25 protein-coding genes are annotated in these 22,739 nt (G+C 52.9%); 10 read left to right on the forward strand and 15 right to left on the reverse strand.

Annotated features, from left to right (window positions below; all coding sequences use genetic code 11):
• Nucleotides 1-27 precede the first annotated feature (27 nt).
• From uvrC to U740_RS09760, 11 genes are all read right to left on the reverse strand, one after another.
• Nucleotides 28-1,851, reverse strand: coding sequence for an excinuclease ABC subunit UvrC (gene uvrC / locus U740_RS09710; protein ID WP_051921402.1), 1,824 nt, complete (start codon nucleotides 1,849-1,851; stop codon nucleotides 28-30).
• Nucleotides 1,852-1,870: 19 nt separating this feature from the next.
• Nucleotides 1,871-2,539: a response regulator gene (locus tag U740_RS09715; protein ID WP_036860467.1), complete on the reverse strand. Its 669-nt coding sequence runs from the start codon at nucleotides 2,537-2,539 to the stop codon at nucleotides 1,871-1,873.
• Nucleotides 2,540-2,561: 22 nt separating this feature from the next.
• A complete protein-coding gene (locus U740_RS09720; RefSeq protein WP_036860468.1) occupies nucleotides 2,562-3,209 on the reverse strand; it encodes an alpha-ketoglutarate-dependent dioxygenase AlkB family protein in 648 nt (215 codons plus the stop codon).
• Nucleotides 3,210-3,219: 10 nt separating this feature from the next.
• Entirely contained in the window at nucleotides 3,220-4,269 is a 1,050-nt protein-coding gene (murB, locus tag U740_RS09725; protein WP_036860469.1) for a UDP-N-acetylmuramate dehydrogenase, read from the reverse strand.
• Nucleotides 4,269-4,745, reverse strand: coding sequence for a low molecular weight protein-tyrosine-phosphatase (locus U740_RS09730; protein WP_036860470.1), 477 nt, complete (start codon nucleotides 4,743-4,745; stop codon nucleotides 4,269-4,271). The genes murB and U740_RS09730 overlap by 1 nt, the downstream gene beginning before the upstream one ends.
• Complete coding sequence (gene kdsB / locus U740_RS09735; protein ID WP_036860471.1) at nucleotides 4,742-5,509, reverse strand: 3-deoxy-manno-octulosonate cytidylyltransferase; 768 nt, start codon at nucleotides 5,507-5,509, stop codon at nucleotides 4,742-4,744. The genes U740_RS09730 and kdsB overlap by 4 nt, the downstream gene beginning before the upstream one ends.
• Nucleotides 5,510-5,579: 70 nt before the next feature.
• Nucleotides 5,580-6,590, reverse strand: a complete 1,011-nt coding sequence (lpxK, locus tag U740_RS09740; RefSeq protein ID WP_051921404.1) for a tetraacyldisaccharide 4'-kinase — start codon at nucleotides 6,588-6,590, stop codon at nucleotides 5,580-5,582.
• Between the two features lie 15 nt (nucleotides 6,591-6,605).
• Entirely contained in the window at nucleotides 6,606-8,480 is a 1,875-nt protein-coding gene (msbA, locus tag U740_RS09745; RefSeq protein ID WP_235189856.1) for a lipid A export permease/ATP-binding protein MsbA, read from the reverse strand.
• 9 nt (nucleotides 8,481-8,489) lie between these two features.
• Nucleotides 8,490-8,912: an ExbD/TolR family protein gene (locus U740_RS09750; protein WP_036860472.1), complete on the reverse strand. Its 423-nt coding sequence runs from the start codon at nucleotides 8,910-8,912 to the stop codon at nucleotides 8,490-8,492.
• Nucleotides 8,909-9,544, reverse strand: coding sequence for a MotA/TolQ/ExbB proton channel family protein (locus U740_RS09755; RefSeq protein WP_036860473.1), 636 nt, complete (start codon nucleotides 9,542-9,544; stop codon nucleotides 8,909-8,911). The genes U740_RS09750 and U740_RS09755 overlap by 4 nt, the downstream gene beginning before the upstream one ends.
• 146 nt (nucleotides 9,545-9,690) lie before the next feature.
• Complete coding sequence (locus tag U740_RS09760; RefSeq protein WP_081890910.1) at nucleotides 9,691-11,964, reverse strand: DNA internalization-related competence protein ComEC/Rec2; 2,274 nt, start codon at nucleotides 11,962-11,964, stop codon at nucleotides 9,691-9,693.
• A 199-nt stretch (nucleotides 11,965-12,163) separates the two neighbouring features.
• Here U740_RS09760 and U740_RS09765 point away from each other — a divergent pair, with 199 nt between their 5' ends.
• The 4 genes from U740_RS09765 to U740_RS09780 all read left to right on the forward strand — a co-directional run bounded on the left by U740_RS09765 (nucleotide 12,164) and on the right by U740_RS09780 (nucleotide 14,793).
• On the forward strand, nucleotides 12,164-13,321 hold the full coding sequence (locus U740_RS09765) for a patatin-like phospholipase family protein (RefSeq protein WP_036860474.1): 1,158 nt from the start codon (nucleotides 12,164-12,166) through the stop codon (nucleotides 13,319-13,321).
• A gap of 109 nt (nucleotides 13,322-13,430) precedes the next feature.
• Nucleotides 13,431-14,087, forward strand: coding sequence for a Bax inhibitor-1/YccA family protein (locus U740_RS09770; RefSeq protein ID WP_036861862.1), 657 nt, complete (start codon nucleotides 13,431-13,433; stop codon nucleotides 14,085-14,087).
• 10 nt (nucleotides 14,088-14,097) lie between these two features.
• The gene (locus tag U740_RS09775; protein WP_036860475.1) at nucleotides 14,098-14,406 is read left to right on the forward strand and encodes a TusE/DsrC/DsvC family sulfur relay protein; all 309 of its coding nucleotides are present in this window, start codon (nucleotides 14,098-14,100) and stop codon (nucleotides 14,404-14,406) included.
• A gap of 30 nt (nucleotides 14,407-14,436) precedes the next feature.
• The gene (locus tag U740_RS09780; protein ID WP_036860476.1) at nucleotides 14,437-14,793 is read left to right on the forward strand and encodes a 4a-hydroxytetrahydrobiopterin dehydratase; all 357 of its coding nucleotides are present in this window, start codon (nucleotides 14,437-14,439) and stop codon (nucleotides 14,791-14,793) included.
• Nucleotides 14,794-14,918: 125 nt separating this feature from the next.
• Here the strand turns inward: U740_RS09780 and U740_RS09785 are convergent, their stop codons facing one another.
• Nucleotides 14,919-15,473, reverse strand: a complete 555-nt coding sequence (locus tag U740_RS09785) for a hypothetical protein (RefSeq protein ID WP_036860479.1) — start codon at nucleotides 15,471-15,473, stop codon at nucleotides 14,919-14,921.
• A gap of 544 nt (nucleotides 15,474-16,017) precedes the next feature.
• On the opposite strand from U740_RS09785, the gene U740_RS09795 reads away from it, so the two are divergent.
• The 3 genes from U740_RS09795 to U740_RS09805 all read left to right on the forward strand — a co-directional run bounded on the left by U740_RS09795 (nucleotide 16,018) and on the right by U740_RS09805 (nucleotide 18,106).
• Complete coding sequence (locus U740_RS09795) at nucleotides 16,018-16,332, forward strand: hypothetical protein (protein ID WP_036860483.1); 315 nt, start codon at nucleotides 16,018-16,020, stop codon at nucleotides 16,330-16,332.
• Between the two features lie 134 nt (nucleotides 16,333-16,466).
• Nucleotides 16,467-17,555 (forward strand): tRNA (uridine(54)-C5)-methyltransferase TrmA, encoded by a 1,089-nt coding sequence (gene trmA, locus U740_RS09800; RefSeq protein WP_036860485.1) that lies wholly within the window; start codon nucleotides 16,467-16,469, stop codon nucleotides 17,553-17,555.
• Between the two features lie 152 nt (nucleotides 17,556-17,707).
• A complete protein-coding gene (locus U740_RS09805; protein ID WP_036860487.1) occupies nucleotides 17,708-18,106 on the forward strand; it encodes a hypothetical protein in 399 nt (132 codons plus the stop codon).
• A gap of 179 nt (nucleotides 18,107-18,285) precedes the next feature.
• On the opposite strand, the gene U740_RS09810 is transcribed toward U740_RS09805, so the two are convergent.
• Nucleotides 18,286-18,603, reverse strand: a complete 318-nt coding sequence (locus tag U740_RS09810) for a hypothetical protein (protein ID WP_036860488.1) — start codon at nucleotides 18,601-18,603, stop codon at nucleotides 18,286-18,288.
• 323 nt (nucleotides 18,604-18,926) lie between these two features.
• On the opposite strand from U740_RS09810, the gene U740_RS09815 reads away from it, so the two are divergent.
• The 3 genes from U740_RS09815 (at nucleotide 18,927) to U740_RS09825 (ending at nucleotide 20,128) form a co-directional block, all read left to right on the forward strand.
• The gene (locus U740_RS09815) at nucleotides 18,927-19,286 is read left to right on the forward strand and encodes a hypothetical protein (RefSeq protein ID WP_036860490.1); all 360 of its coding nucleotides are present in this window, start codon (nucleotides 18,927-18,929) and stop codon (nucleotides 19,284-19,286) included.
• 153 nt (nucleotides 19,287-19,439) lie between these two features.
• Nucleotides 19,440-19,760, forward strand: a complete 321-nt coding sequence (locus U740_RS09820) for a hypothetical protein (RefSeq protein ID WP_152556825.1) — start codon at nucleotides 19,440-19,442, stop codon at nucleotides 19,758-19,760.
• A gap of 41 nt (nucleotides 19,761-19,801) precedes the next feature.
• The gene (locus U740_RS09825) at nucleotides 19,802-20,128 is read left to right on the forward strand and encodes a DUF1330 domain-containing protein (protein WP_036860492.1); all 327 of its coding nucleotides are present in this window, start codon (nucleotides 19,802-19,804) and stop codon (nucleotides 20,126-20,128) included.
• Between the two features lie 632 nt (nucleotides 20,129-20,760).
• Here U740_RS09825 and U740_RS09835 read toward each other — a convergent pair.
• Nucleotides 20,761-21,261, reverse strand: coding sequence for a DUF2489 domain-containing protein (locus U740_RS09835; protein ID WP_036860495.1), 501 nt, complete (start codon nucleotides 21,259-21,261; stop codon nucleotides 20,761-20,763).
• A gap of 68 nt (nucleotides 21,262-21,329) precedes the next feature.
• Entirely contained in the window at nucleotides 21,330-22,667 is a 1,338-nt protein-coding gene (gene rmuC / locus U740_RS09840; RefSeq protein WP_051921411.1) for a DNA recombination protein RmuC, read from the reverse strand.
• Nucleotides 22,668-22,739 lie beyond the last annotated feature (72 nt).

Raw genomic sequence — 22,739 nt, forward strand, 5'->3', positions numbered from 1 at the left:
AGTCCGGGCGCTGAAGACCCGCCCAAGTTACTCATTGTGGAGGGTGCTGTAAATAGTTTCGGCCACTTTCCTGCTGATACCGGGCACGCGCATCAGTTCGGCGACACTGGCCCGAACAACTTCCTGGGAGCCTCCGAAAAACCGCAGTAATTCCTTGCGCCGTTTTGGGCCAACCCCGTCAATCCCCTCCAGCGTCGAGGTGCGACGCTTGCGATCGCGGCGCTGACGGTGACCGGTAATGGCGAAACGGTGGGCTTCATCGCGAATTTGCTGGATAAGCAGCAGAGCCGAGGACTGTGCTTCCAGTTCCCGTTCGAGGCCATCCTGCGACAGCAACAGGGTTTCAAAACCCGCTTTGCGGGTGGGTCCCTTGGCGACGCCAACTACCTGCACATCAATCACGCCCAGCTCGGCCAGCACGGCAACCGCTCTGCGCATCTGCCCCTTGCCGCCGTCAATCAGCAGAATATCGGGCAGCTTGCCCTCCTCTTTCTGAATGCGGGTATAGCGGCGCACCAACGCCTGCTCCATTGCGGCATAGTCGTCCCCGGCAGCGACATCCTTGATGTTCATTCGCCGATAATCCGATTTCAGCGCCCCGCCACTATCAAATACCACGCAGGAAGCGACCGTATCTTCCCCACTGCTGTGGCTGATATCGAAACATTCGATCCGCTCAGGCGGCGCCGCCAGTTGCAGCAGTTGCTGTAATGCCTCCAGTCGCTGCTGGGTGGTTTTGCGTGAGGCGATGCGACCGTTCAGGTTCTGGCTGGCGGTGCGCTCGGCCAGTTCGACCCATTGGGCCCGGGTGCTGCGACCCCGGTGCTTGAGAAGCACCCGGTGGCCGGCCACCTCGGAAATCGCCGAGGCCAGCAGAGTACTGTCAGGCAGCGCTTGATTGACGACAATCTCGCGCGGGAAATCACCCCGGCCGCTGTCGCGCAGATAGAACTGCGGCAGGAAATCTGTCAACACTTCGGTGGCATCCGCTGCCAGCGGTACCTTTGGGTAATAGCTTCGGCTGCCGAGGATTCGCCCCTGACGGATATAGAGTACGTGCACACAGCACTGGTCTCCCACCAGCATGGCGGCCACCACGTCAATATGGCTGCTGCCGGACTCCACCACCTGTTCGGCCTGAATGGTACGCAGTGCCACCATCTGATCGCGCAGCAATGCGGCCCGCTCAAATGCCAGTGCCTCTGCGGCCACGTCCATGTCGGCCTCCAGCTCACGGATCAGGTTGTCGTTCTTGCCCTCGAGGAACATCTGGGTGTGTCGTACATCGCGCTGATAATCCTCCTCAGAAATCAGCTCCACGCAGGGGGCGGTGCAGCGATTGATCTGGTATTGCAGGCAGGGTCGGGAGCGATTGCGAAAGAAATTATCGTCGCACTGGCGTACTCGAAAGGTTTTCTGCAAAAAATTAAGGCTGTCCCGAACGGCCTGAACACTGGGGAATGGCCCGAAGTACCGGCCAGCCTGTCGCTTGCTGCCCCGGTGAAAGGCCAGCCGGGGGTAGGTATCCCGGTCGGACAAAAACAGGTAGGGGTAGGATTTGTCATCCCGCAGCAGGATATTGAATGGTGGCCGGTTTTGCTTGATCAGATTTTGTTCGAGCAACAACGCCTCTATTTCCGTCTGGGTAATAGTGACATCGATGTTGGCGATACGGCTCACCAGAGCAGCCGTTTTCGGGGTCAGCCCGGTGGTTCTGAAATAGCTCGCAAGCCTTTTGCGGAGGTTTTTTGCCTTGCCGACATAGAGCACAGCCCCGTCCTCACCCATCATCTGATAGATGCCGGGACGCTGGGTCAGTTGCTTGAGAAACGGCTGATGATCAAAAGGCATGGGGCTATTGTACAGCGGATCAGATCAGTTCGGACGGATCTACCAGACCGTATTTTACCGCTGCCAGGGTAAGCTCAACATCGTTGCTGACACCGAGCTTTTCATAAATACGATATTTGTAGGTATTGATGGTCTTGGGGCTGACAAAGAGGGTTTTTGCCACATCCTTGGCGCGGATACCGCTGGTAATCAGCGCGGCGATCTGCAGTTCACGCTGCGAGAGGCGCGACAGCGGTGAGGATTTGCCACCGGATTTCATGCCGTTGGCCACCATTATCTGGGCCAACTCCGGGTTGACATAAATGCCACCGCTCAGGGCGGTTTCCACCGCTGCCTTGATCTGATCACAGTCAGCTTTTTTGGTGATATAACCGCAGGCACCGGCCTTTAAAAGCGAGGCAGGGTAAAAGTCATCATTGAAGGCGCTGACCACGATAACCCGGGTTTTCGGGTAGTGAGACAGAATGCGCTCGGTGGCTTCCAGTCCACCGATACCCGGCATCCGCACGTCCATGAAGACAATATCGGGGGATAACTCTCGAACCCGGGTAATGGCCTCTTCACCGCTGGCGGCCTGACCAATCACGGTGATACCCGGCACTTCTGCCAGCAACTTGCAGATTCCCATGCGAATAAGGTCGTGGTCATCCACAACCAGAACGGTCTTGCATGTCTCGTTAGTGGTCATTGCGGAAGCCCTGAAATTCCATCTAGCCTACCACCGCGCTTTTCGGTTGACTATAAACCACGTTGCGAAAAGTCACGTTCACTCGCGGGCCCACAACTGTGGCGAGTTTCGGCAGTCGGTGCCGCCAGTGGTGTTGTAATGCCCCGCTCATCAACAGCAATGAGCCCTGCTCCAGTTCCAGTGTTCGCATCGACAATTCCTTTCGTGTTTTGTGCCGCAACTGAAAAGGCCGCACTGCGCCCAGACTCAATGAGGCTATCAGCGGGTTTTCTCCCAACTCCGGTTCGTCATCACTGTGCCAATCAACGCTGTCGCGGCCATCCCGATACAAATTGAGCAGAGCACTGTTGAAATTGTGCCCCACCGCCGCCTCAACCACCTTCCTGATTTCAAGCAGTACCGGCAGCCAGGAAATGGCTTTGAACTGGCGCCCGGAATACTGGTAATCGGCACCGGCGTCGCCATACCAGGCATTGAGACGGGGAATTTTCAGCCTGCGACCGGCGATGACAATCTCGCTCTGCTCCCAGGCCACCTGCTCCATCAGTACCGCCAGCCACTGCTCCGCCGACGGCGCAGCTATCAACCGCGGCCAGTAACGCAGGGCGCCACCGGGCAGCTCGATATCGAGCGGATCGGGATTGGCGGCAAACAGGTCGGATTGATTCATGGCTAAACATTCAAAGGGGTTTCTTCACTGGGGCCGGGTATATCGTCGGCTCGATTTCCAGCGCCACGGCAAACTTTTGCTGTACCGAGTCACTGATTTCTTCTGCCAGTGCCAGCAACTCGGCACCGGTGCCACCACCAAAATTGACCAACACCAACGACTGGCGGTCGTGAACGCCCACCCTGCCGCGCATCACACCGCGCCAGCCAGCCTGTTCAACCAGCCAGCCAGCGGCCAGTTTGACGGTACCATCAGTCTGGGGGTAGCACACGATATCGGGAAACTGCTGACGCAGTGCAGCTGCCTGATCCTCCGTCACGACCGGGTTTTTAAAAAAACTTCCGGTATTCGGCAGACTGGCGGGGGCAGGCAGTTTGCTGCGCCGTACCTCACAGACCGCCGCTGAGACCATGGCGGGCGTCAGCGATGCTGCATCGCAGCCTTCCAGGGCCTGTAGCAGGGCTGGATAGCTCAGGCGCAAATGCGGACGGGTAGACAAGGATAGCGTGATGGCAGTAATCACATATTGGTTGCGGCCCGCCTGTTTGAACAGACTGTCCCGATAACCAAAATGGCAGTCATCGGCCTGCATGGTATGCAACTCACCGGTGGGCAGATGGACCGCCTCCAGAGAGTGAAACAGTTCGCTCAATTCAATGCCATAGGCACCGATATTCTGAATCGGTGCCGCACCGGCCAGGCCCGGAATAAGGGACAGGTTCTCCAGGCCGTACCAGCCCTTTTCAAGAGTGTACAACACCAGTTGATGCCAGTTTTCACCAGCACCGATGTGAATATTGCGCTGCTCGCCCAGCTCTGAACCGGGAGCCAGGGCGATGCCCGGAATGGCTATTTGCAGTACCAGACCCGGTAGATCATCGACCAGTACCAGATTGCTGCCACCACCCAATGGCGTTACCGGAATATTTTTCTGGCGAGCCCACTCCAGTGCTTCGAACAGGTCTTCACGGGTGTTTATCCGGCAGAAAAACTCCGCCGTGGCAGGCAGGGACAGCGTGTTGCAGGGTTGCAGGGAAACGGCGGCCTGAATATCGAGCATTAATCCAGTTGCCCGCACAGATGAGCCAGTAAATCACTGGTGGCATCCTCCACCAGATCCAGCACTGCTTCAAATCCCTCTTCGCCACCGGTGTAAGGGTCAGGCACCTCTTTCAGGGGGCTGCTGCCGAAATCGAGAAACAGGCCGAGATGACCGGCAAACTCAGGCAGGGCCAGTGCCTGCAAATCCCAGAGGTTCTGCTGATCCATGGCGAGCAGATAATCGAACTCCAGGAAATCCTCAGGCCGCACCTGACGGGCCCGCAGGTGGCTCAGGTCATAACCGCGCTTCAGTGCAGCCGCACTGGCTCTTGAGTCTGGCGAGCGTCCTACGTGCCAATCACCGGTACCGGCGGAATCAATCAGAATCCGGTCCTGCAAGCCCGCCTCGGCCACCCGTCTCTCAAAAATTCCGTGGGCGGTCGGCGATCGACAGATATTACCCAGACAGACAAATAACACACGCAGCTGTTTCATTCTGACATACCCCTGAATATCGCGACGACCCGCTGCAGGTCCTGCTCGGTATCAACGCCACCGGGCACATCGGCCACGGCTCTGGCCACGTGAATCCGCTCACCATTCCACATGAAGCGCAACTGTTCTAGGCATTCCAGCGCCTCAATGGGTGCCACCGGCCATTGTACAAACCGGTTCAGCAAGCCGACCTGGTAGGCGTAAATACCGATATGTCGCATTGGTTGCAGGACAGCAGACATGGCCGCCACCCGGTCATCAGAAAAATCCCGTGGCCAGGGCACCGGTGCGCGACTGAAATACAGCGACATGCCCTGACGGTCCGTAACAACCTTGACCACATTGGGGTTGGCGAAACTCGCTTCGTCCGCGATCGGTTCGCAAAGCGTTGCGATACCGGCGCCGGGGTTATTGATGAGGTTTCCGGCCACCTGGTCGATGACTGCGGGGGGAATCAACGGTTCATCACCCTGAACGTTGACCAGCACATGATCCTCGGCAAAACCGTGCTGGGCCACCACTTCCTGCAAACGGTCAGTCCCGGACGGATGATCCGGAGATGTCATGCAGACCTCACCGCCAAACCGGATCACCTCATCGGCAATCTGCTGATGATCCGTGGCAACAATCACCCGGTCAGCGCTGCTCTGCCGTGCCTGCTCGTAAACCCGCTGGATCATGGTTTTGCCGGCGATATCCTGCAGCGGTTTGCCCGGCAGGCGAGTGGAAGAAAAACGGGCGGGAATCACAACAGTAAAGGTCATAGCAACTCAATCATTTTCAGAGGGCACTTTTTCGCGAGTACTTTTTCTGTAAGTACGTTCTATGGGGTCGTTATGGGGCGGCACTGGCCGCTACGGCCAGGCAGCCGACATCCCGCATCAATCGCTCGATAAATGGTGGATCGGGCTCAGCCTGAACATCCAGCACCCAGACATTATCACTGCTATCGGCTACGCACTTTACCGCATCTTTTGCTGTGATAATAACCGGCAGTCCATCGTCAAAACACAATTCCTCTCCCGTAAACCGGTGGTGGTCTGGTAGCGGATGGAGAATCGGCTCGAACCCCAGTGATGTCAGGGTATGGGCAAATCTGGCAGGATTTCCAATCCCGGCAACAGCATGTACCCTGCGGCCAAGGGACCAACTGCCGACAGCCACCGATGTGCCAGTGGCCAGTTGCCGGAAATGCACGGGTGACAACTTGAAGGTTCCCTGGTGGGGAATCCCCAGACTGGCTACCGTTTCGTTTACCACCACAAAGTCTGCCGTCTGCAGCCGTGAAAGTGGTTCCCGCAATGGCCCCGCAGGCAGGCAATGGCCATTGCCCGTGCCGCGCTCGCCGTCCATCACCACAATTTCAACATCCCGGGGCAATCGGTAATGCTGCAAGCCGTCGTCGCTGAAAATCAGATTGCAGCCGGTATTTTCCAGCAGGTATCGGGCCGCCCGATAACGGTCCGGGTCCACCACCACCGGACACAGTGATGACAGCAGCAGGGGTTCGTCACCGACGGCCTCCGCTGTAGACGAGTCGGTAACCCGCTGCGGATAATGGGTTGCTGAACCGCCATAACCGCGGCTGATAATACCCGGCCGGTAACCCTGCGCCTGAAAAATAACCACCAGTGCCGCCAGTAGCGGGGTTTTTCCAGTACCGCCAACACTGATATTACCCACCACAATCACGGGGATCGGCAAGGGACAAGGGGGGCTAACCCGCTGGTAATAAAAACGTCGACCACTGCTGACAGCCCGGAATAACCAGGATAAAGGCAACAGAAACAGGGCCCAGCTCATCGGCCTGTACCAGGCCCTTTCCAGTGACAGTCGGATATTCATGGTCGCGGCGCCCAGTCAGATAGCCTGATGGGGTTCGTCATTAAATTGCTTTTTATGCAGCTGTGCATAGCGACCGTTCATGGCCAGTAATTCACTGTGAGTGCCCTGTTCGACGATCCGTCCCTGATCCATCACCATAATACGATCGGCGTTCTCGATGGTACTGAGACGGTGGGCAATGACAAACGTGGTGCGCCCTTTCATCACCTGCTCAAGGGCTTTCTGGATGTGGTGTTCGGATTCAGTGTCGAGAGCCGAGGTCGCCTCATCCAGGATCAGCACCGGGGCATTTTTCAGCAATGCGCGGGCAATCGCCAACCGCTGCCGCTGGCCACCGGACAGCATGATGCCCTCATCACCGATCTGGGTATCAAAACCGTCCGGAAGCCGCTCGATAAATTCCAGTGCGTGTGCGGCACTGGCCGCCTCGCGCACCGACGACGAGGGGTTTTCACCCAGCGCACCGTAGGCAATATTGTTGTAAATCGTGTCATTGAAGAGCGTTACATTCTGGGACACCAGGGCGATATGGCTGCGCAGGTTATCGAGGGTGTAGTCCCGTATATCAATCCCGTCCAACAAAATCGTTCCTTCACGGTGGTTGTAAAAACGGGGAATGAGATTCACCAACGTGGTTTTGCCACTGCCGGACTGTCCTACCAGCGCAATCACCTCGCCCGGCCTGACCTCCAGATCAATTCCGTTCAGCACGTTACCCGCTTGTTCCGAGTAGGCAAAACTGACGTTTTTGAACTGAAAATGCCCATCTACTCGCGCCTTCTCGACCGTGCCGAGATCCGGCTCATCCGGTTCATCAAGAGTCGAAAAAATGGTGCCTGCAGCCGCGATGCCCTTCTGAACGTTGCTGTTTACCTCTGATAACTGGCGGATCGGTTTGGCCAGCAGTGCAGCTGAACCAAGAAACTGGACAAATTCGCCACCGCTCATGTTGGCCAGCACACTGGGATCCAATGCCAGCCACATCAGTAGTGACAACGCCATCGCAACCAACAACTGGATGACTGGCGTGCTAATGCCCTCCGCCACGGCCATTTTCATTTGCTGACGACGGTTGTAGTTACTGGCGTTGTGCATGCGCTCACGTTCGTATTCGACGCCACCAAAAAGGTGCATTTCACGATAGCCACTGACCGCCTCCTGGGTCACATGGGTCACGTTGCCAACCGATGACTGAATGCGGCGACTGAGCAACCTGAACCGATTGCTGATATAACCCACCACCGCACCGATGAGTGGCAGTACGACGACAAAAATGGCCGCCAGTCGCCAGTTAAGATAAAACAGGTATGAAATCAGGCCAATCACCAGTGCACCCTCACGGATGATGACTTTGAGCGAATTGGTAGCAGCGTGAGTCACCTGGGCCACATGGAAGGTAATACGGGAAATCAGGTGGCCTGACATGTTGGTATCAAAGAAACGGCTGGGCAACGTGGTGTATTTGTTGAATAAATGGGTGCGCAGATTGTGAACCAGAATCTGGGTCACATAGGTCATGCAGTAACCGCCCACAAAAAACCCGATGCCGCGGGTCACCGCAATCATGAACATGATCACAGGGATAATCCAGCGGCTCTCGGCGAGAGCGTCATCTCCACCCAGCAAACCGGCCAGCCAGGACGTCGAGCCCTTTCCCATATCGGTCATCTGACCAGGCAGGGCAGCTGATTCGCCGGAAATGGTGTTGATAACATTAACGGTATAACCGAACAGGTCTATAAACGCCACTTCCATGGCAGAGAACAACACCAGCCCTACAATACTAAGCAGGAAAATACCCCAGTAGTTCTTCAGATAGGAAAGTAATCGCAAATAGACCTGGAGACCGGACATCTCAGGGTGTTCGGTATCGGGAATGGTGGTGGCCACTATGACTCCTCAGGATTCGCCGTCGGGCTGTATGGTGGTGATTTTCAGATGAACAAAGCCCATTCTACCTGCAGCATCCATCGCTGTAACCACCGCCTGGTGGGTTGCATTGGCATCAGCGGTAATAATCAGTGGTAAATCGGTATTACCGGCAGAAACATCCTGCAACGCCTTCATCAGAGTATCAGTCTGGCGGTTGATCAATAACTGTCCATTGACGCTATAGGCGCCATTCCGATCGATCAGTACTTCGATCTGGTCGGGCGGCAACTCTGCCAGAGAACCATCCGCCTTCGGCAAGTCAAGCACCAGGTGAGATTCCCGGGTAAACGTCGTGGACACCATAAAAAAAATCAGCAGCAGAAAAACCACATCAATCAAGGGTGTCAGGTTGACGCCATTCTCGAGTTTTCGCTGCCTGCGGAACTTCACCCGGCGCTGGCCTCATCATTGCGCATCACCCGGTCGCCATGAATTGCATCCACCAGTTTAATGGCCTGGTCTTCCATTTCCACAACCAGGCTATCGACCCGCCGCTCAAAGAAACGGTGAAACACCAGGGCCGGAATAGCTACCGTCAAACCAGCTGCCGTGGTAATCAGTGCCTCGGAAATACCACCGGCAAGCACCCCGGCATTGCCGGTACCTTCGATCATGATCGCTGTAAACACCTTGATCATACCGATAACGGTGCCCAGCAGACCGAGCAATGGCGCAATGGCGGCGACGGTTCCCAACGGGGAGAGATTCTTCTCCAGATTGTGAATCACCTGGTTCGCGGCTTCCTCGATACTGTCCTTCATGACCTCACGACCGTGGCCAGAATTGCTGATACCCGCCGCCAGAATGGTGCCGAGTGGTGATGAACTGCGCAACTGGTGAAGGTTCTCCTTGCTCAGTTGGTTCTGTTTCATCCAGTGCCATACCTGGCCAAGCAATGTTGGCGGTACCACCTTGTTGCGGCGCAGGGTCCAGTAGCGTTCAAAGGCAATGGCTATCACTACGATAGAGGAGAGTAGAATTGGCAACATCAACCAGCCGCCAGCAATGATCAGTTCGTACACATTTATCCCCAGACCTTAATGTCGGCCAAAACTTTACCATAATCAGTGAATGGCACAGTAACTGTTAAGCCATGGATACACCCAATCAGGCTGCCATTTTGTTATTTACGGGACTCCGTTCATAAAAACGACGGGATAAGCCAACGTCAAAACCAATAGCGACGCGCCTGCGTGCGCTGAGCCGTCATGGAAAATTGGCCGCTGTCCTGCCAACGAAAGATCAGCGCACCCTGCTCTGCGGTATTCAACACCGTTGAGCCCTGCATCAGATAGCGTTGTACCACCGACTCGGCAGGATGCCCAAAATGGTGTCGATAGGCTGCGGAAAAAACAACCTGCTGTGGTCTGATCACCGCCAGGAACTGTTTCGAAGATGAGGTTTTACTGCCGTGATGAGGTGCTATCAGCAGGGCAAACTGTTTTTTATCGGCCGTCATCTGCTCTAATTGTGGCAGCAATCGATGCTCCACGGATGCATCGATATCGCCGGGCAACAGTATCACCTGATCGAGATAGCTGATCGCCAGTACACAGGAATGATTGTTGTTGTTTTTTTGCCGTGAATCGGCGGGATGGAGGATGCGGAAGTCTACGTCGTCCCACCTCCAGGACTGCCCTGCACGGCACTGCTCAGGTACAGGAGCTGTCTCTTCAACGGCAGGACTGCCAGCCAGCCACACGGTCGGGCTGTAATGGCGCAGCAATCCGGCGACACCACCGGCGTGATCGTTATCACTGTGACTGACTACCAGCGTATCCAGCCCGGTCACTCCCTGCCTCCGCAAAAACGGCGCGACCAAGGCACTGCCTGCATCGTAACCCCCGGCATAACCCGGCCCCGTGTCATAGACCAGTGTGTGCCGCCTGGTCTGAACCACTATCGACAAACCCTGACCCACATCGAGAACAGTGACAGTCAAAGGCACCTGACGACCTGTCGGTAGATAAAACAGTGCAACCGCCAGGGGAATCGCCAGATAGCGACCGGGAATGCCTCTGGGCAACAAAATAAGCCCCGCGATACAGCTCATCAGAAATAATGACAGGCCAGTCAGGGGCCATGGCGAATAAAGCGGCAACCACGCCGGGACTGTGAGCCCGCCTGTCAGAAGGACAAACCATTCCAACTGCTTTCCCGCCAACCACCACAGCCATTCAGCCACAGCCGGGCTGATGGGGATAATCACCACACCCAGCAGGCAGAGCGGCACAACCAGAAAACTGACCCAAGGAATAGCCACGCTGTTGACCAATGGCGAGAACCAGGCCACCGGTAGCTGCCAGAAGGCCAACGGCAAAATCAACAGGAGGAACATCAGCCACTGCACCTGAAAAAACAGCCGCCATTTCGGGAGCTGATTCACAGACGGAACCAACCACAACAACCCCGCCACCGCACCGAAGGATAACCAGAAACCTGCACCCATGATGGCCAGAGGATCGAGCAGCGCGACACCAGCCAGCGCCAGACCAAATATCATGGTCCTGCCAATGTAGCGATTTGCCAAAAGGGCAACCAGTGCGGCCATCACCATAATCAATGCGCGCTGGGTTGGCAGACTGAACCCGGCCAGCGCACTGTAGGAAAGCGCAAAAACGAGGGAAAAGACGGCCCCCGTGTAAGGGGCATTGACCGGTTGACAGATCAGGGTAAAACACCTGGCCAGCAACGAACCGGTGCCGTAGCCCATCGCCGCCACGAAACCGATGTGCAGACCCGAAACCACTAGCAGATGAATTACGCCCAGCAATGAGAGGCGATACCACAAATCCTTTGAGATAAGCGACCGGTCACCAATCGTCAAGGCCGACATCAGTGCCTGTGCGTCGTCGTTGACATGGCTCTCGGCAATCTTTTGTTGCAACTGATAACGCAATCGGTCAAGGGACCACCGCTGCTCAATCAACCGGTTCTGCGGGGATGCCCTGACATACCCCGTGGCTGAAAACCCCTGTTGAATCAACCATGCCTGATAATCAAAACCACCGGGATTGACATAACCCCTGGGACGCCGCAAGCGGACTTGTAGCTGCCAGACTTGCCCGGGTTGTGGAGACACCTGATCGCCATACCAACTGAGCCGGAGTTTCCGTAACTTGAGGTTGGTCGAAGCCTCATCCAGACGCAGATTAAACTGCACCCGACGCCCATCGCGCACCGGGATCCCGTAAACTTCGCCAATCACAGTGAAATCCGTGGCGATGAACTCATCGGGCAGCTGATGCCCCAATGTGTCATAGCCCCAAAGACATCCATACACCATACCCAATAACAGGAAACTGGGCGGCGCCCAGAACCGGCGCAGCAGAAAACCGGCCGGTACAAACAGCAAAATCACCCAAAGGGGCGGCAGCTGAGACCAGAAAGCGACGCTGAAGATACCAGTGGCAAACAGGTAGGGAGATAACATTCGGGACATCCTTGTCGCCAGCCACCTTGCGGGTAGCAGAATATTTGCCCAGTATAGTTACCCGCTGAACCATTGCCAGCATTCCCCTTACCGGTGATCCTTGACAGATTTGGGTTCAGGCTGGTGTTTCGCCAGTCAGTTTGGGATTGATGGGCGGATAACAAAAAAATAGCGGAAACCAATCTACTAACCATTTTTGGCACAAATCATGGGTAAACACGACAAGCCGGTCAAAGTGGGCCTGGTGCTGTCCGGCGGGGGAGCAAGGGCTGCCTATCATGTCGGCGTTCTGAAAGCCGTCGCCGAGACCTTGCCGAAAGACGTCAAAAACCCCTTTCCAATTATCTGTGGCACCTCAGCCGGGGCTATCAATACGCTGGCAATTGCCGGTCGGGCAGGACCGTTCAGCCTCAGAATCAAAAAACTGGAAGCCATCTGGCACCAACTGGATGCGGCCAAGGTTTATCGCACGGACCTTTTTGGTGTGCTCAAAAACAGCTTTCACATGTTGGTGTCTTTTTTTCACAGTGGCTACGCCCTAGGCAAACCAAAAGCACTACTGGACAATACCCCGTTGCGGGAGTTACTGGATAATTATGTCCGGTTTCGCCATATCCGGGAAGCCATTAACAGTGGAGAGCTCGACGCTGTCAGCATTACGGCCATGAGTTACAGCACGGGCAAATCGGTAACCTTTTTTGAAGGTTCCGACATTCACGAACCCTGGTCTGTTTCCCGGCAACTGGGCCTGCGCACAGAGCTGTCCATTGACCACCTCATGGCTTCCTCGGCGATTCCCTTCCTGTTCCCGGCGATTCAAATCAAAGACCAGTTTTTTGGTGATGGTGCTGTCAGACAACTCAAACCGATCAGTCCCGCATTGAACCTCGGCGCAGACAAGGTGTTTGTTATCGGGGTCAGTGATTCACCCAACGGCAAAAATCAACCGCCACCCATTAATCACTCGCCTTCCATCGCCCAGATCGTCGGGCACATGCTCAGCAGCGCCTTTATCGACAGCATAGAAAGCGATCTGGAAACATTGAAAAATATCAATCGTCTCACCGAACACCTATCTGAAAGCGAGCGGGAAAAATATGGCCTGACTGACCTGAAACCCGTAAAATTTCTGGCCATCCTGCCCTCCCAACCCATCGACAAGATTGCCTGCGATTATCTGGATGAATTACCCGGCAGTATTCGCATGTTTCTTCGGCTCACCGGAGCCACGGCACGCGGAGGCGGTGTGAGCACGGCCAGTTACCTGCTCTTTTCAAAAGGCTTCTGCCGCAAGCTTCTGGAGCTGGGCTATCAGGACGGGTTGGCGCAACGACAGGAAATTTTGCGCTTTTTCGAGGAAAAATGACGTCCAGCGAATGATTGTCAATATCACGTACGGTAATCATTGCTTTGAAACTTACAGCTTGTAAGATATGTCCAACATAAGAATTCAGCATCAGGAGGCTCAAAAAGCCATGGCATACGAAAAATCAGTTGCTTCGACAACAACAACGCTAGACCCCTCAGTCATCAAGGTTCTGCGCAATACTTACGCGCTTCTGGCCATGACACTGGCATTTAGCGCCATCATGTGTGGCGTAGCAATGGCGATCAATGCACCTTACATGGGACTGTGGACACTGTTACCGTTCTTTATCTGCCTGTGGATGGTTGAAAAGAACAAAAACAGTTCTGCCGGACTGATCTGGGTTTTTGCCCTGACAGGATGGATGGGTTTTACATTAGGGCCCATTATCAGCTTTTATCTGGCGACCTCCGGTACCGAACCGGTAATAACCGCGCTCGGTGGTACTGCGTTGATCTTCCTTGCCTGCTCCGGTTACGTATTGGTAACCCGTAAGGAACTGTCTTTCATGGGAGGATTCCTCATGGTCGGCATTCTGATGGCGTTCGTTGCCGCCATCGCCAATTTTTTTCTTCAGATTCAAGGGCTGGCCCTGGCCCTGTCGTGTATCTTCCTGCTGATTTCTTCCGGAGTCATCATGTGGCAGACCAGCGCCATTATTCATGGCGGTGAACGAAACTACATCTCAGCCACAGTCACACTGTATGTGATGATTTATAACGTGTTCACCAGCCTTCTGCACCTGCTCGGCATGAGCAACGATTGATCCTTCTCGGGTGACTGAGACCACGACACACAACCATCTGACAAAACTTCCTGCGTGGTCTGAAAACCAGGCCAAGCAGGAAGCTGCCAAAGCTGAAATACAACTGACCGATGCTCACCTTGAAGTGATTCTGCTGGCACGACAATTCTATGCCACATACGGCTTTTCGCCGTCCATGCGACCGCTGATAAAGTTCATGGCCGAGTATCTGGAGATCAGTAAGGCACGAAGTATTTACCTGATGCAGTTATTCCCGCCAAGTCCGGCTAAACAAGTTGCCAGACTGGCTGGCTTGCCACCTCCGAAAAACTGTCTGTAACACCTTACAAGCAACCATGGAGCATTCATCATGACACTAGCCAAAGAGCACTGCGAGGCCTGTAGAGCTGACGCCCCCAAGGTTGACGATGCACAAATAAACTCTCTGATGGAACAGATCCCCGGCTGGGCTGTGCTGGATAGAGATGGTATCAAACAACTTGAAAAGAGCTTCCACTTCAGCAACTTTAGGCAAGCACTCAACTTTGCCAATCACGTTGGTGAGTTGGCCGAAGAAGTTCAGCACCACCCTGCTATCCTGCTCGAGTGGGGCAAGGTAACGGTTACCTGGTGGAGCCACAAAATCCGCGGACTGCACCGCAACGATTTTATCCTTGCAGCCAAAACCAGCGAGTTGGAGACGACTGACTCACCAGATACAGTGTAGTCCCCCGGGCAAAATAAACGGGAGACTACCTGCCCAGATCAATCTGCGATGGATCTCAGCGCCCTGCATGGGTACCGGGTTTCTTCAGATCATCTGACGATTATCCCGGCTCACTGAGTCGCTCATCAGGGTGCCCATTTCGCAAAACGCTGCACGCCGTTTTCAGCGCTGATCAGCAATCCATTGGGCGACTCCTCGCTGCCAGCGTTTTCCAACCCGGGGTGCCGCTCGATAACACCCATCAATATTGAACGCTGCCCAGCCGTTACATCCACATAAAGAATGTGCTTGCCCTCTGCCAAAGCCTTCTGAAAACGCCGGAAGCGGGAATTTGGCTGTTGAATACCCCACATACCACCTTCCCAGGTAATCAGGCCCATAACCACAAATGCCAGCATGACAAATGGGATCCAGCCTATTGACGCAGTGGCGCCAGAAAAAACGGCAAAGGACATCACCAGAACAGCGCTAAGAAAACCGAATATACCAGCAACTGCTGTTGCTCGAATCACATCTTTACGAAATAGCGGAGCAACATCATTCAGGTGATGCTGTGCCAACCCGTCATCATCGAGGCTCAAAACATGGATTTGTGGCCTGGTCATGCCATGGCCTTCCAGCTCACGTTCAATAAGACTCAAATCGTTCAGCTCATCGCTGATAAAGTAATAGCGTCTCATACATTCCCCTCCAGATGAGCAAAAAACCATCCAGTCACCCGGCCTGTTTACCGCAACAGGCTCGTTGGGGTTAACTGCTACTTGAAGTATAGACACGAATCCTTTTTCTATGATCGCAAGAGAAGAATAATTAATATCAAAAGGCTATATCATGCCCATGAATGGGCCACCATTTTCATCTAAAGGACGCTCTATACAGGCCCAGGGATGATTTCCGAAAAATTTATCAACAGTGGTCCAGCCTCACGCTAACAACGTGCCACAGGGCCATGCCGATTTTGAATTGCCCCCCCCTAGACGGATCGGTGTAAGAGGAGGTGAAGAAGCCTTCTCCTCGATTCAGGTCACCACTCACCCCATTCTTATCAAAAATTTTGTACAATACCCCTCGTATTGGGCCACATTCAGCCCAGAGATCTATAACTTCAATCTGTTTTTCCTGCTGAAAAACCGTACCTTTTTTGAGCTGAATGTTTTACATTTAGTTGAAACATTTTGATAAGCCGCAGTAGTCGAGGTAACAATGAACTATCAGGGAGGCCCTATGGCTTTTTCCCAACTTCTCCAGGACTGGGAGAAACGCTCAGCCGAAAATGCTGATTTACTGCCCACGTCAATCAGCGTACACGAATCAGACCAGATCAAACTTCAGGCTCTTTCCGAAATGTACCAGCTGTCCTCCAATGAGATAGCAGCACATCTACTGAGTGTCGCACTGGAAACATTGGAAGCTGAAATGCCCTATATACCTGGCCCCAAGGTCATCCGTGTTGAAGAGGGTAGCGAGGTGTATGAAGATGTCGGCCCAATGCCGCGCTACCTGGAAGCACAGCGCCGATTGAGAGATGCGAGCAAGTAGCAAACAGGCATACCCTCTCTTCCAGAACCAGTGGTATCGCAAGTTTGACTGTACACCTCACCCTTTAATGCATAGGTCTCTTCATTGGGCAGCGTTAGTATCCAGTTGAATCTCCCCCGATGGTGAGGTAATCAGTGCAAACCATTAATCCCGATAATTACCAGCAACAACTTGACGAAAAGCTCACGGAGCTACATGCCACCTTCCGGGATATCCCTCTTCCTGAAAAAATAGAAGTCTATCCATCAGAGCCACTGCACTTTCGGATGCGTGCCGAATTTCGTATCTGGCACGAAAACGGCCGGGCACATTTTGCCATGAATGAGCCGGGTCAGAAAACGCCCTATATCATCACGGAGTTTCCGATTGGTTCTGTGTTGATCAACCGTCTCATGACTTCTCTGACTAAAGAAATCAACGCCTCTTCGATATTGAGCAGGCGTTTGTTTTCGGTGGAATTTTTAACCACGTTAAGTGGCGATGCGCTGATCACGCTGCTCTATCACAGGAAACTGGATGACGAGTGGCAATCGGCCGCTGAGGCACTGCAACAACGTCTCGGCGTAGCTATTATCGGCAGAAGCCGTAAACAGAAAATCACCCTTGGGCGGGACTATGTCCTGGAAAAATTACACGTCGATAACAAATATTATCAATATCAGCAGATTGAAGGCGGCTTTACCCAACCCAATGCCGGCATCAATCAGAACATGCTGGCCTGGTCACTGGACAAGACCAGCGACTGTGGTGGTGATCTCCTGGAACTGTACTGTGGAAACGGTAATTTTACCTGTGTCCTGGCACAAAACTTTAATCGTGTGCTGGCAACAGAGATATCTAAAATCTCAGTACGATCGGCAACGACCAATCTATACAACAACAAAATTGATAATGTCATCATAGTAAGAATGTCCAGCGAGGACTTTTGTCAGGCCCTGGATGGTGTTCGCCCGTTTCGCAGATTGCAGCATATCGACCTGGACAGCTATAGTTTCAGCACCCTCTTTCTGGACCCACCAAGGGCCGGGCTGGATGACCTGACGCTTCAACTGGCCATGAAGTTCGACAATATTCTCTATATCTCCTGCAACCCACTAACTCTGAGAGAAAACCTGAAAGTCATCGGCAACAGCCATCGAATTGAACATTTTGCGGTTTTTGATCAATTTCCCTATACCCATCATCTCGAATGTGGGGTTTTACTAAAGAAGGCCAGTTTGTAAGTGCGCAGAAACCATCAGCGGAAATCAAAAACCCATGTTGGCAAGCCCTGTTGCGCTTAACTGCTAAAGTTGTTTGAATCTCTGGATTCTGCACAAGACATTCGCCAGAGTATAAGCATTACCCGACTCTCTCTACTCTAAGGAACCTATAAATGAAATACTGTCTGCTCGCACTAGGGCTCTTAATCACTCCACTTCTCTATGCCTCACCCGATAAAATCGCTGAAAACTGCTCTGAATGGCTAGACGCCCGCAAGCAGAATAGCCACGGTCCGTCTCTCAACTGGTTACAGGGTTTTGTGGCGGGTTATAACGAATACAAATATGCAGGAAAACACCCTCAGGGGGTATTGGGCACAAAAAAGGGTAGCGAGGTGGCTGAATGGATGGACAGCTACTGCCAGAAAAATATCAACAGCAACCCGAGAGCGGCGATCGAATCAATCATCGAAACGCGTCAACATGTCAAAAAAGGGTGTCCTGTCAGGAAGCAAAGTGGACGACCCTGTATACCCGCCGAGGAAGTAAAACAGCCTGAGCTCAACCAGTAAAACTGGAGCGGCGACGGATGATAACAGCTCAATTGATTGGTAGCGGCTGAGATTATAGACACACTACCGAAAGTAGAGAAAAAGATAAGTAGAGGTATCTGAGAAGAGGTAAAAAAAGCAGGTCTGTTTTGGTACCGGAACTAACCGGCTGTGCGCCAGAACAGACCTGCTATTTTTAATTATTGCTGATTGTTCAACCAGATGGAGTGCTCAACACTGCCTTCCACCATGCCTTCAGGCAGAATCTTTTCCTTGGGAAGCGGAACCGCTTCTTCAGCAGCTTTCTTTCTTGCTTCTTCATTAGCAATTCTTGCTTCTTCAATTGCTTTTAACTCTTCTTCTTTGGCCTTGGCTTCTGCTGCGGCTTTTTCTTCAGGGGACAACGCTGCTTCTGCTTCTGCTGCAGCCTGCTCTTCGCTAGTACCGTTGTCAGAACCGCCACAAGCAGCCAGACCCAAGATTAATACCGAAATACCAAGTAACTTTACAAAATTCATATCGACTCCCTCTGGGTATTGAAAAAAACGGGCAAATCTGCCTGAGGATAGGCAGTCTAATGGGCTGCTCAACAAAAATCTAGGCCTACGGACCCCTCGGGGGCACTGATTGTTGATAATGGTGCCATGCGGACCATTTTCCAGTGGCAAATACTGGTGGATCCAATTAGGGAGTAGGCTTTTTACCGCCACTACCGCTGTTCACGAGATTTGCACTTCTGGCAAATCTCGTGTTTTATTGCGGCTGTTTTACCGGGAAAGCCTATTCAACCCGTTTAGAATCCATTCTATATAACCAATTTTCTGGATAGTTAGTCACGCTTATGCAGCCCATCAAAGCATCTCTCATCGGACTGGCAACCTTCTTTATCTTTTACCTGTCCATGCTTAGCATACAACTGCCATGGATGTTGGCAGCGGGTATTATCGGTTTGTTGACAAATACATTCCTTTCCGGGTTTAGCGCTCTGTATCACCTGCGAGATGGCATGCTGACGGCCCTCGCCTATAGTGCGCCAATGGCCGTTTTTTCAGCTCTGACAGTGGGTGATCTGGTGCTACACGGCAAAAGCGGACCTTTCATTTTCTGGTGTACAGCCGCATTCATTACCCTCTGCGCAGGTTTTTTGGGCGTTGCTGCCATTTATCTGTTTCGTATGGCCCGCTCTGGAAACAAACAATAGTATGGTCGATATTCCTATCCCAGCAATGACGTCAGGACTTCATTTCCATGTCCCACCGGAGAAGATGCGGTGAATGATATCGTGATAAAGAAACCGGCAGTTTACTCCCCTCTGCAGATAGGATTAGGATCATTTTTCGGTGGACCCATCGCCATGACGTATTTTTTGTGGGACAACTTTCGCACCCTGGATAAGATGCCGGCCGCCAGAAATACACTGGCGTTTGGTTTTTTATTTATCGTGGCATTACTGGTTTTCACGCCGATGCTGCCCGGTGAGCTGCCAGCTATCGCAGTCCAGTTCATCTACTCACTGGTGGCATTGCAAATGGCCGTTACCTGGCAACTGCGAAAGGACGCTATAACACACTCCATTCGTTACTGTTTTCATTCAAACTGGCGCGTACTGTTATTCTGTATACCTTTCTATTTCACATGGCTCGGCGTGTGCCTGTTGGCTGCCAAAATAAGCTGAAAAGAACCGTCAAAACACCAGACAATATCGGAGTATGAATTATGGCTGTTTATTTAATCGCTGATGTCACTGTGACCGATGAAGCATGGATAGCGGAATACGCCACCAACGTGCACGACATCGCCCACAAACACGGCGGCAAGTACCTATCCCGTAGTGCCAACATCAGTACCGTTGAGGGAGAACCGTGCAAAGCGGACATGATCGCCCTGGTTGAGTTCCCTGATATGGCTGCTTTACACGCGTTTATCAATGATCCCGAATACAAGGCATTCCGGGAGTCAAGAATAAAAGGCAGTATCAGCAATTTGCATGTGATCGATGACTCTGACGCGGCAAAAACCATTCCCTATTTGCCAAAAGGCTAATCATTCAGCCCACTCGCCCGGAACAGGCTACTCCGTATCTGCCAGCATCCGCAACCTGTCGGGTTTGCAGCGTCTCAGCCAGGCTGCTGGCTTGATACCTGCTTTAGGTCATCATTTTTTGACGGCTTCTGTGATTCGACAGCGTTTGAAACTGTGGCAGGTTGACCATCGGATTGGGGGATAATTCGACACACAGGCCAATTTTGCTGCTTCAGACCCTGCTGGATCGTTCTGTAAGACAACGGACGTTTCTCATAAAATTCACTCATAACCTAAAACTCCTTTTCAAATCTGACCTAGCCGAAGAGGATGGCAAAATAACGAAACTCAATGGTATGAAGAGCTTCGCCACAGTTCTGATAACTGGCGCACAAAATTCTCTTTAAAAAGTATAGGTCTTCCCTTGTTGCAGGCTTATTTCATTTTGATTTTGATTCCAGGCGGGAGCTTATCACCCAAATGACCTCCAAAATCTCAAGCAGAAACTCCTGCTCCTAGCTGATATCACCGACGAGCACAATATGCATTCATTCCCAATGTGGATTGCAACAACGCAGCTCGGGGAATATAAGGGCTTTTTTGCCCCTATACAAATGACATTCATGTAAAAACCAGGAAATGGCGCCCGACGGCTAATGGCGGCCAACCGGATAGAATAACGGTTCTGCACCTTGCTCGGACTGAGGAGGTTTCTGCAACACCCTGCTGGCAGCATTCACCGCGAACTCCCGGTACTTTTTCTCAATGTCTTCCCGTTCGCTGTCATAGCGCAGTTTGTCGCGGGTACTGAGTTTCTGCCATTCATCCAGAATCGGGATGTGGGCTGTAGCCTCCGTCAATTGAAAAAATACCTGATAATGCTCCCGCTCGTGCTCGGGAAGATCCAATTGCGCAGCCATCATACTGATGCGAATGGCCCCTTCTGTGAGCGTGACTTGATCAGCCACAATGGCCGAGGCAATCACATGTATACTCTTGCGGTAGTGGGCTTTACGATCCTCCTGCTCTACTGCCAGCGCCTCTTCCCTGGCGTTCCGTGTATTTTTCAGCTTACGCAGTTGCAGGTAAAGGTATAAGGCATAGCCACTCAAGCCGATTAAAACAACCAGTGCCAGACTCGTGATCAGTGTCATTACATACTCCTCTGAAAGATGTCCGACCAGATACCGGTTCCCGATCGGCCTGTACCGCTAACGGGCAATTATTCCTGCTGATGAAGGCTGGTCCGCAATGAAGCATCATCCTGCTCAGTAGCTTCCTCGACCAGATTATCGGGTAGTGAACGCTTGGTACGGGCACCCAGTTTTTTGATGTCTTCAAATTTTTTGATCAGGTTGCCTCGGCCATCGACGAGGCGTTTACGGGTTTGTTGCCAGGCCTCCTGACTCCTGTCGATGTGCCGACCCAGGTCGTCCAGGGACTCCACAACCAGCACCAATTGGTCATACAGTTTGCCCGCTTCAGCAGCAATCTGCTGGGCGTTGCGGTTCTGGTCTTCATAACGCCAGATATTGTGGATCGTTCGCAAGGTTGCCAGCAGGGTGGAGGGACTCACCAGAATAATGCCCTTGTCATAGGCATCCCGGAAAAGTGTATGGTCATGCTCCAGCGCCAGCATAAAGGCGGCCTCCACAGGCACGAAAATCAGCACAAAGTCCAGACTATTCACACCTTCGAGTTGCTCGTACGCTTTGCGACTCAGTCCATTAATGTGGGCGCGCATGGAAAGAATATGCTGTTTCAGGAAGCGCTGTTTCTCGTCGGGCAATTCTGCGCGGCAATAGCGTTCGTAGTCCGTTAATGACACTTTCGCATCCACCACAATGTCCCGCTGGTCCGGCAGGTGAATAATGACATCAGGGTTTCGACGATCGCCCTCCTCGTTCTTTAGAGCCACCTGGGTTTCATATTCACGCCCCTTGGTCAGCCCGGACTGTTCCAGAATCCGCTCCAGAATAACCTCACCCCAGTTGCCCTGGAACTTGCTCTCACCCTTCAATGCATTGGCCAGCAAAACGGCGTCTTCCCCAACCTTCTGGGCCTGTTTCTGCAGCTCTACGATCTGACCCACCAGTTTGTTGCGCTCGGCGTTTTCCTTGTCATAGGCATCCTCAACTTTCTTTCGGAAATCGTGGATCTCCTTTCTCAGCGGATCAATACTGCTGTTGAGTGTCCGACTGCTCTGCTCTGAAAATTTTTGCTGTTTTGCATCAAAGATGCGATTGGCAAGGTTTTCGAACTCCTGAACTAGGGACTCACGGGCCTGCCTGAGCAACTGCAATTGCTCTTCGTAACGGGTCCGCTCACCTTCGAGACGGGCCTCGAGTGAGGCTTTGTCACGGTTGAGCGCACCAAGCTCTGTCTCGCGCTGATGAAGTCTGTTGCCTTGGTTTTCCAGCTCTTCTGACAAACGGGAAATGGTCACATCGGACACTGCACGCTGTTTTTCAGACAGCTGGCGGGTCAGCAGAGAAGTCAGCAGCACGCCGGCAACAAAGCCAGCTGCGATCAATAAAAACGTATTCAGGGTCAGAAGCATGGTGTTTCCCGGGTACAAAAATTTTAGTGCTGGCAAACAACACCATCACGGTACTGTTTTGGTAAACATTGA

This window comes from Porticoccus hydrocarbonoclasticus MCTG13d, from assembly GCF_000744735.1.
Taxonomy (GTDB): Bacteria; Pseudomonadota; Gammaproteobacteria; order Pseudomonadales; family Porticoccaceae; genus Porticoccus; species Porticoccus hydrocarbonoclasticus.

Excerpts from the sequence above, each read along its gene's own strand:
- U740_RS09765 (WP_036860474.1), top strand. The coding sequence starts at position 12,164 with ATGGGTAAACACGACAAGCCGGTCAAAGTGGGCCTGGTGCTGTCCGGC.
- U740_RS09835 (WP_036860495.1), bottom strand. The coding sequence starts at position 21,261 with ATGACACTGATCACGAGTCTGGCACTGGTTGTTTTAATCGGCTTGAGT.
- U740_RS09720 (WP_036860468.1), bottom strand. The coding sequence starts at position 3,209 with ATGAATCAATCCGACCTGTTTGCCGCCAATCCCGATCCGCTCGATATC.
- uvrC (WP_051921402.1), bottom strand. The coding sequence starts at position 1,851 with ATGCCTTTTGATCATCAGCCGTTTCTCAAGCAACTGACCCAGCGTCCC.
- U740_RS09730 (WP_036860470.1), bottom strand. The coding sequence starts at position 4,745 with ATGAAACAGCTGCGTGTGTTATTTGTCTGTCTGGGTAATATCTGTCGA.
- U740_RS09825 (WP_036860492.1), top strand. The coding sequence starts at position 19,802 with ATGGCTGTTTATTTAATCGCTGATGTCACTGTGACCGATGAAGCATGG.
- U740_RS09715 (WP_036860467.1), bottom strand. The coding sequence starts at position 2,539 with ATGACCACTAACGAGACATGCAAGACCGTTCTGGTTGTGGATGACCAC.
- U740_RS09805 (WP_036860487.1), top strand. The coding sequence starts at position 17,708 with ATGAAATACTGTCTGCTCGCACTAGGGCTCTTAATCACTCCACTTCTC.
- murB (WP_036860469.1), bottom strand. The coding sequence starts at position 4,269 with ATGCTCGATATTCAGGCCGCCGTTTCCCTGCAACCCTGCAACACGCTG.
- U740_RS09820 (WP_152556825.1), top strand. The coding sequence starts at position 19,440 with ATGACGTATTTTTTGTGGGACAACTTTCGCACCCTGGATAAGATGCCG.
- U740_RS09815 (WP_036860490.1), top strand. The coding sequence starts at position 18,927 with ATGCAGCCCATCAAAGCATCTCTCATCGGACTGGCAACCTTCTTTATC.
- U740_RS09785 (WP_036860479.1), bottom strand. The coding sequence starts at position 15,473 with ATGAGACGCTATTACTTTATCAGCGATGAGCTGAACGATTTGAGTCTT.
- U740_RS09810 (WP_036860488.1), bottom strand. The coding sequence starts at position 18,603 with ATGAATTTTGTAAAGTTACTTGGTATTTCGGTATTAATCTTGGGTCTG.
- U740_RS09760 (WP_081890910.1), bottom strand. The coding sequence starts at position 11,964 with ATGTCCCGAATGTTATCTCCCTACCTGTTTGCCACTGGTATCTTCAGC.
- kdsB (WP_036860471.1), bottom strand. The coding sequence starts at position 5,509 with ATGACCTTTACTGTTGTGATTCCCGCCCGTTTTTCTTCCACTCGCCTG.
- lpxK (WP_051921404.1), bottom strand. The coding sequence starts at position 6,590 with ATGAATATCCGACTGTCACTGGAAAGGGCCTGGTACAGGCCGATGAGC.
- U740_RS09795 (WP_036860483.1), top strand. The coding sequence starts at position 16,018 with ATGGCTTTTTCCCAACTTCTCCAGGACTGGGAGAAACGCTCAGCCGAA.
- U740_RS09770 (WP_036861862.1), top strand. The coding sequence starts at position 13,431 with ATGGCATACGAAAAATCAGTTGCTTCGACAACAACAACGCTAGACCCC.
- U740_RS09780 (WP_036860476.1), top strand. The coding sequence starts at position 14,437 with ATGACACTAGCCAAAGAGCACTGCGAGGCCTGTAGAGCTGACGCCCCC.
- rmuC (WP_051921411.1), bottom strand. The coding sequence starts at position 22,667 with ATGCTTCTGACCCTGAATACGTTTTTATTGATCGCAGCTGGCTTTGTT.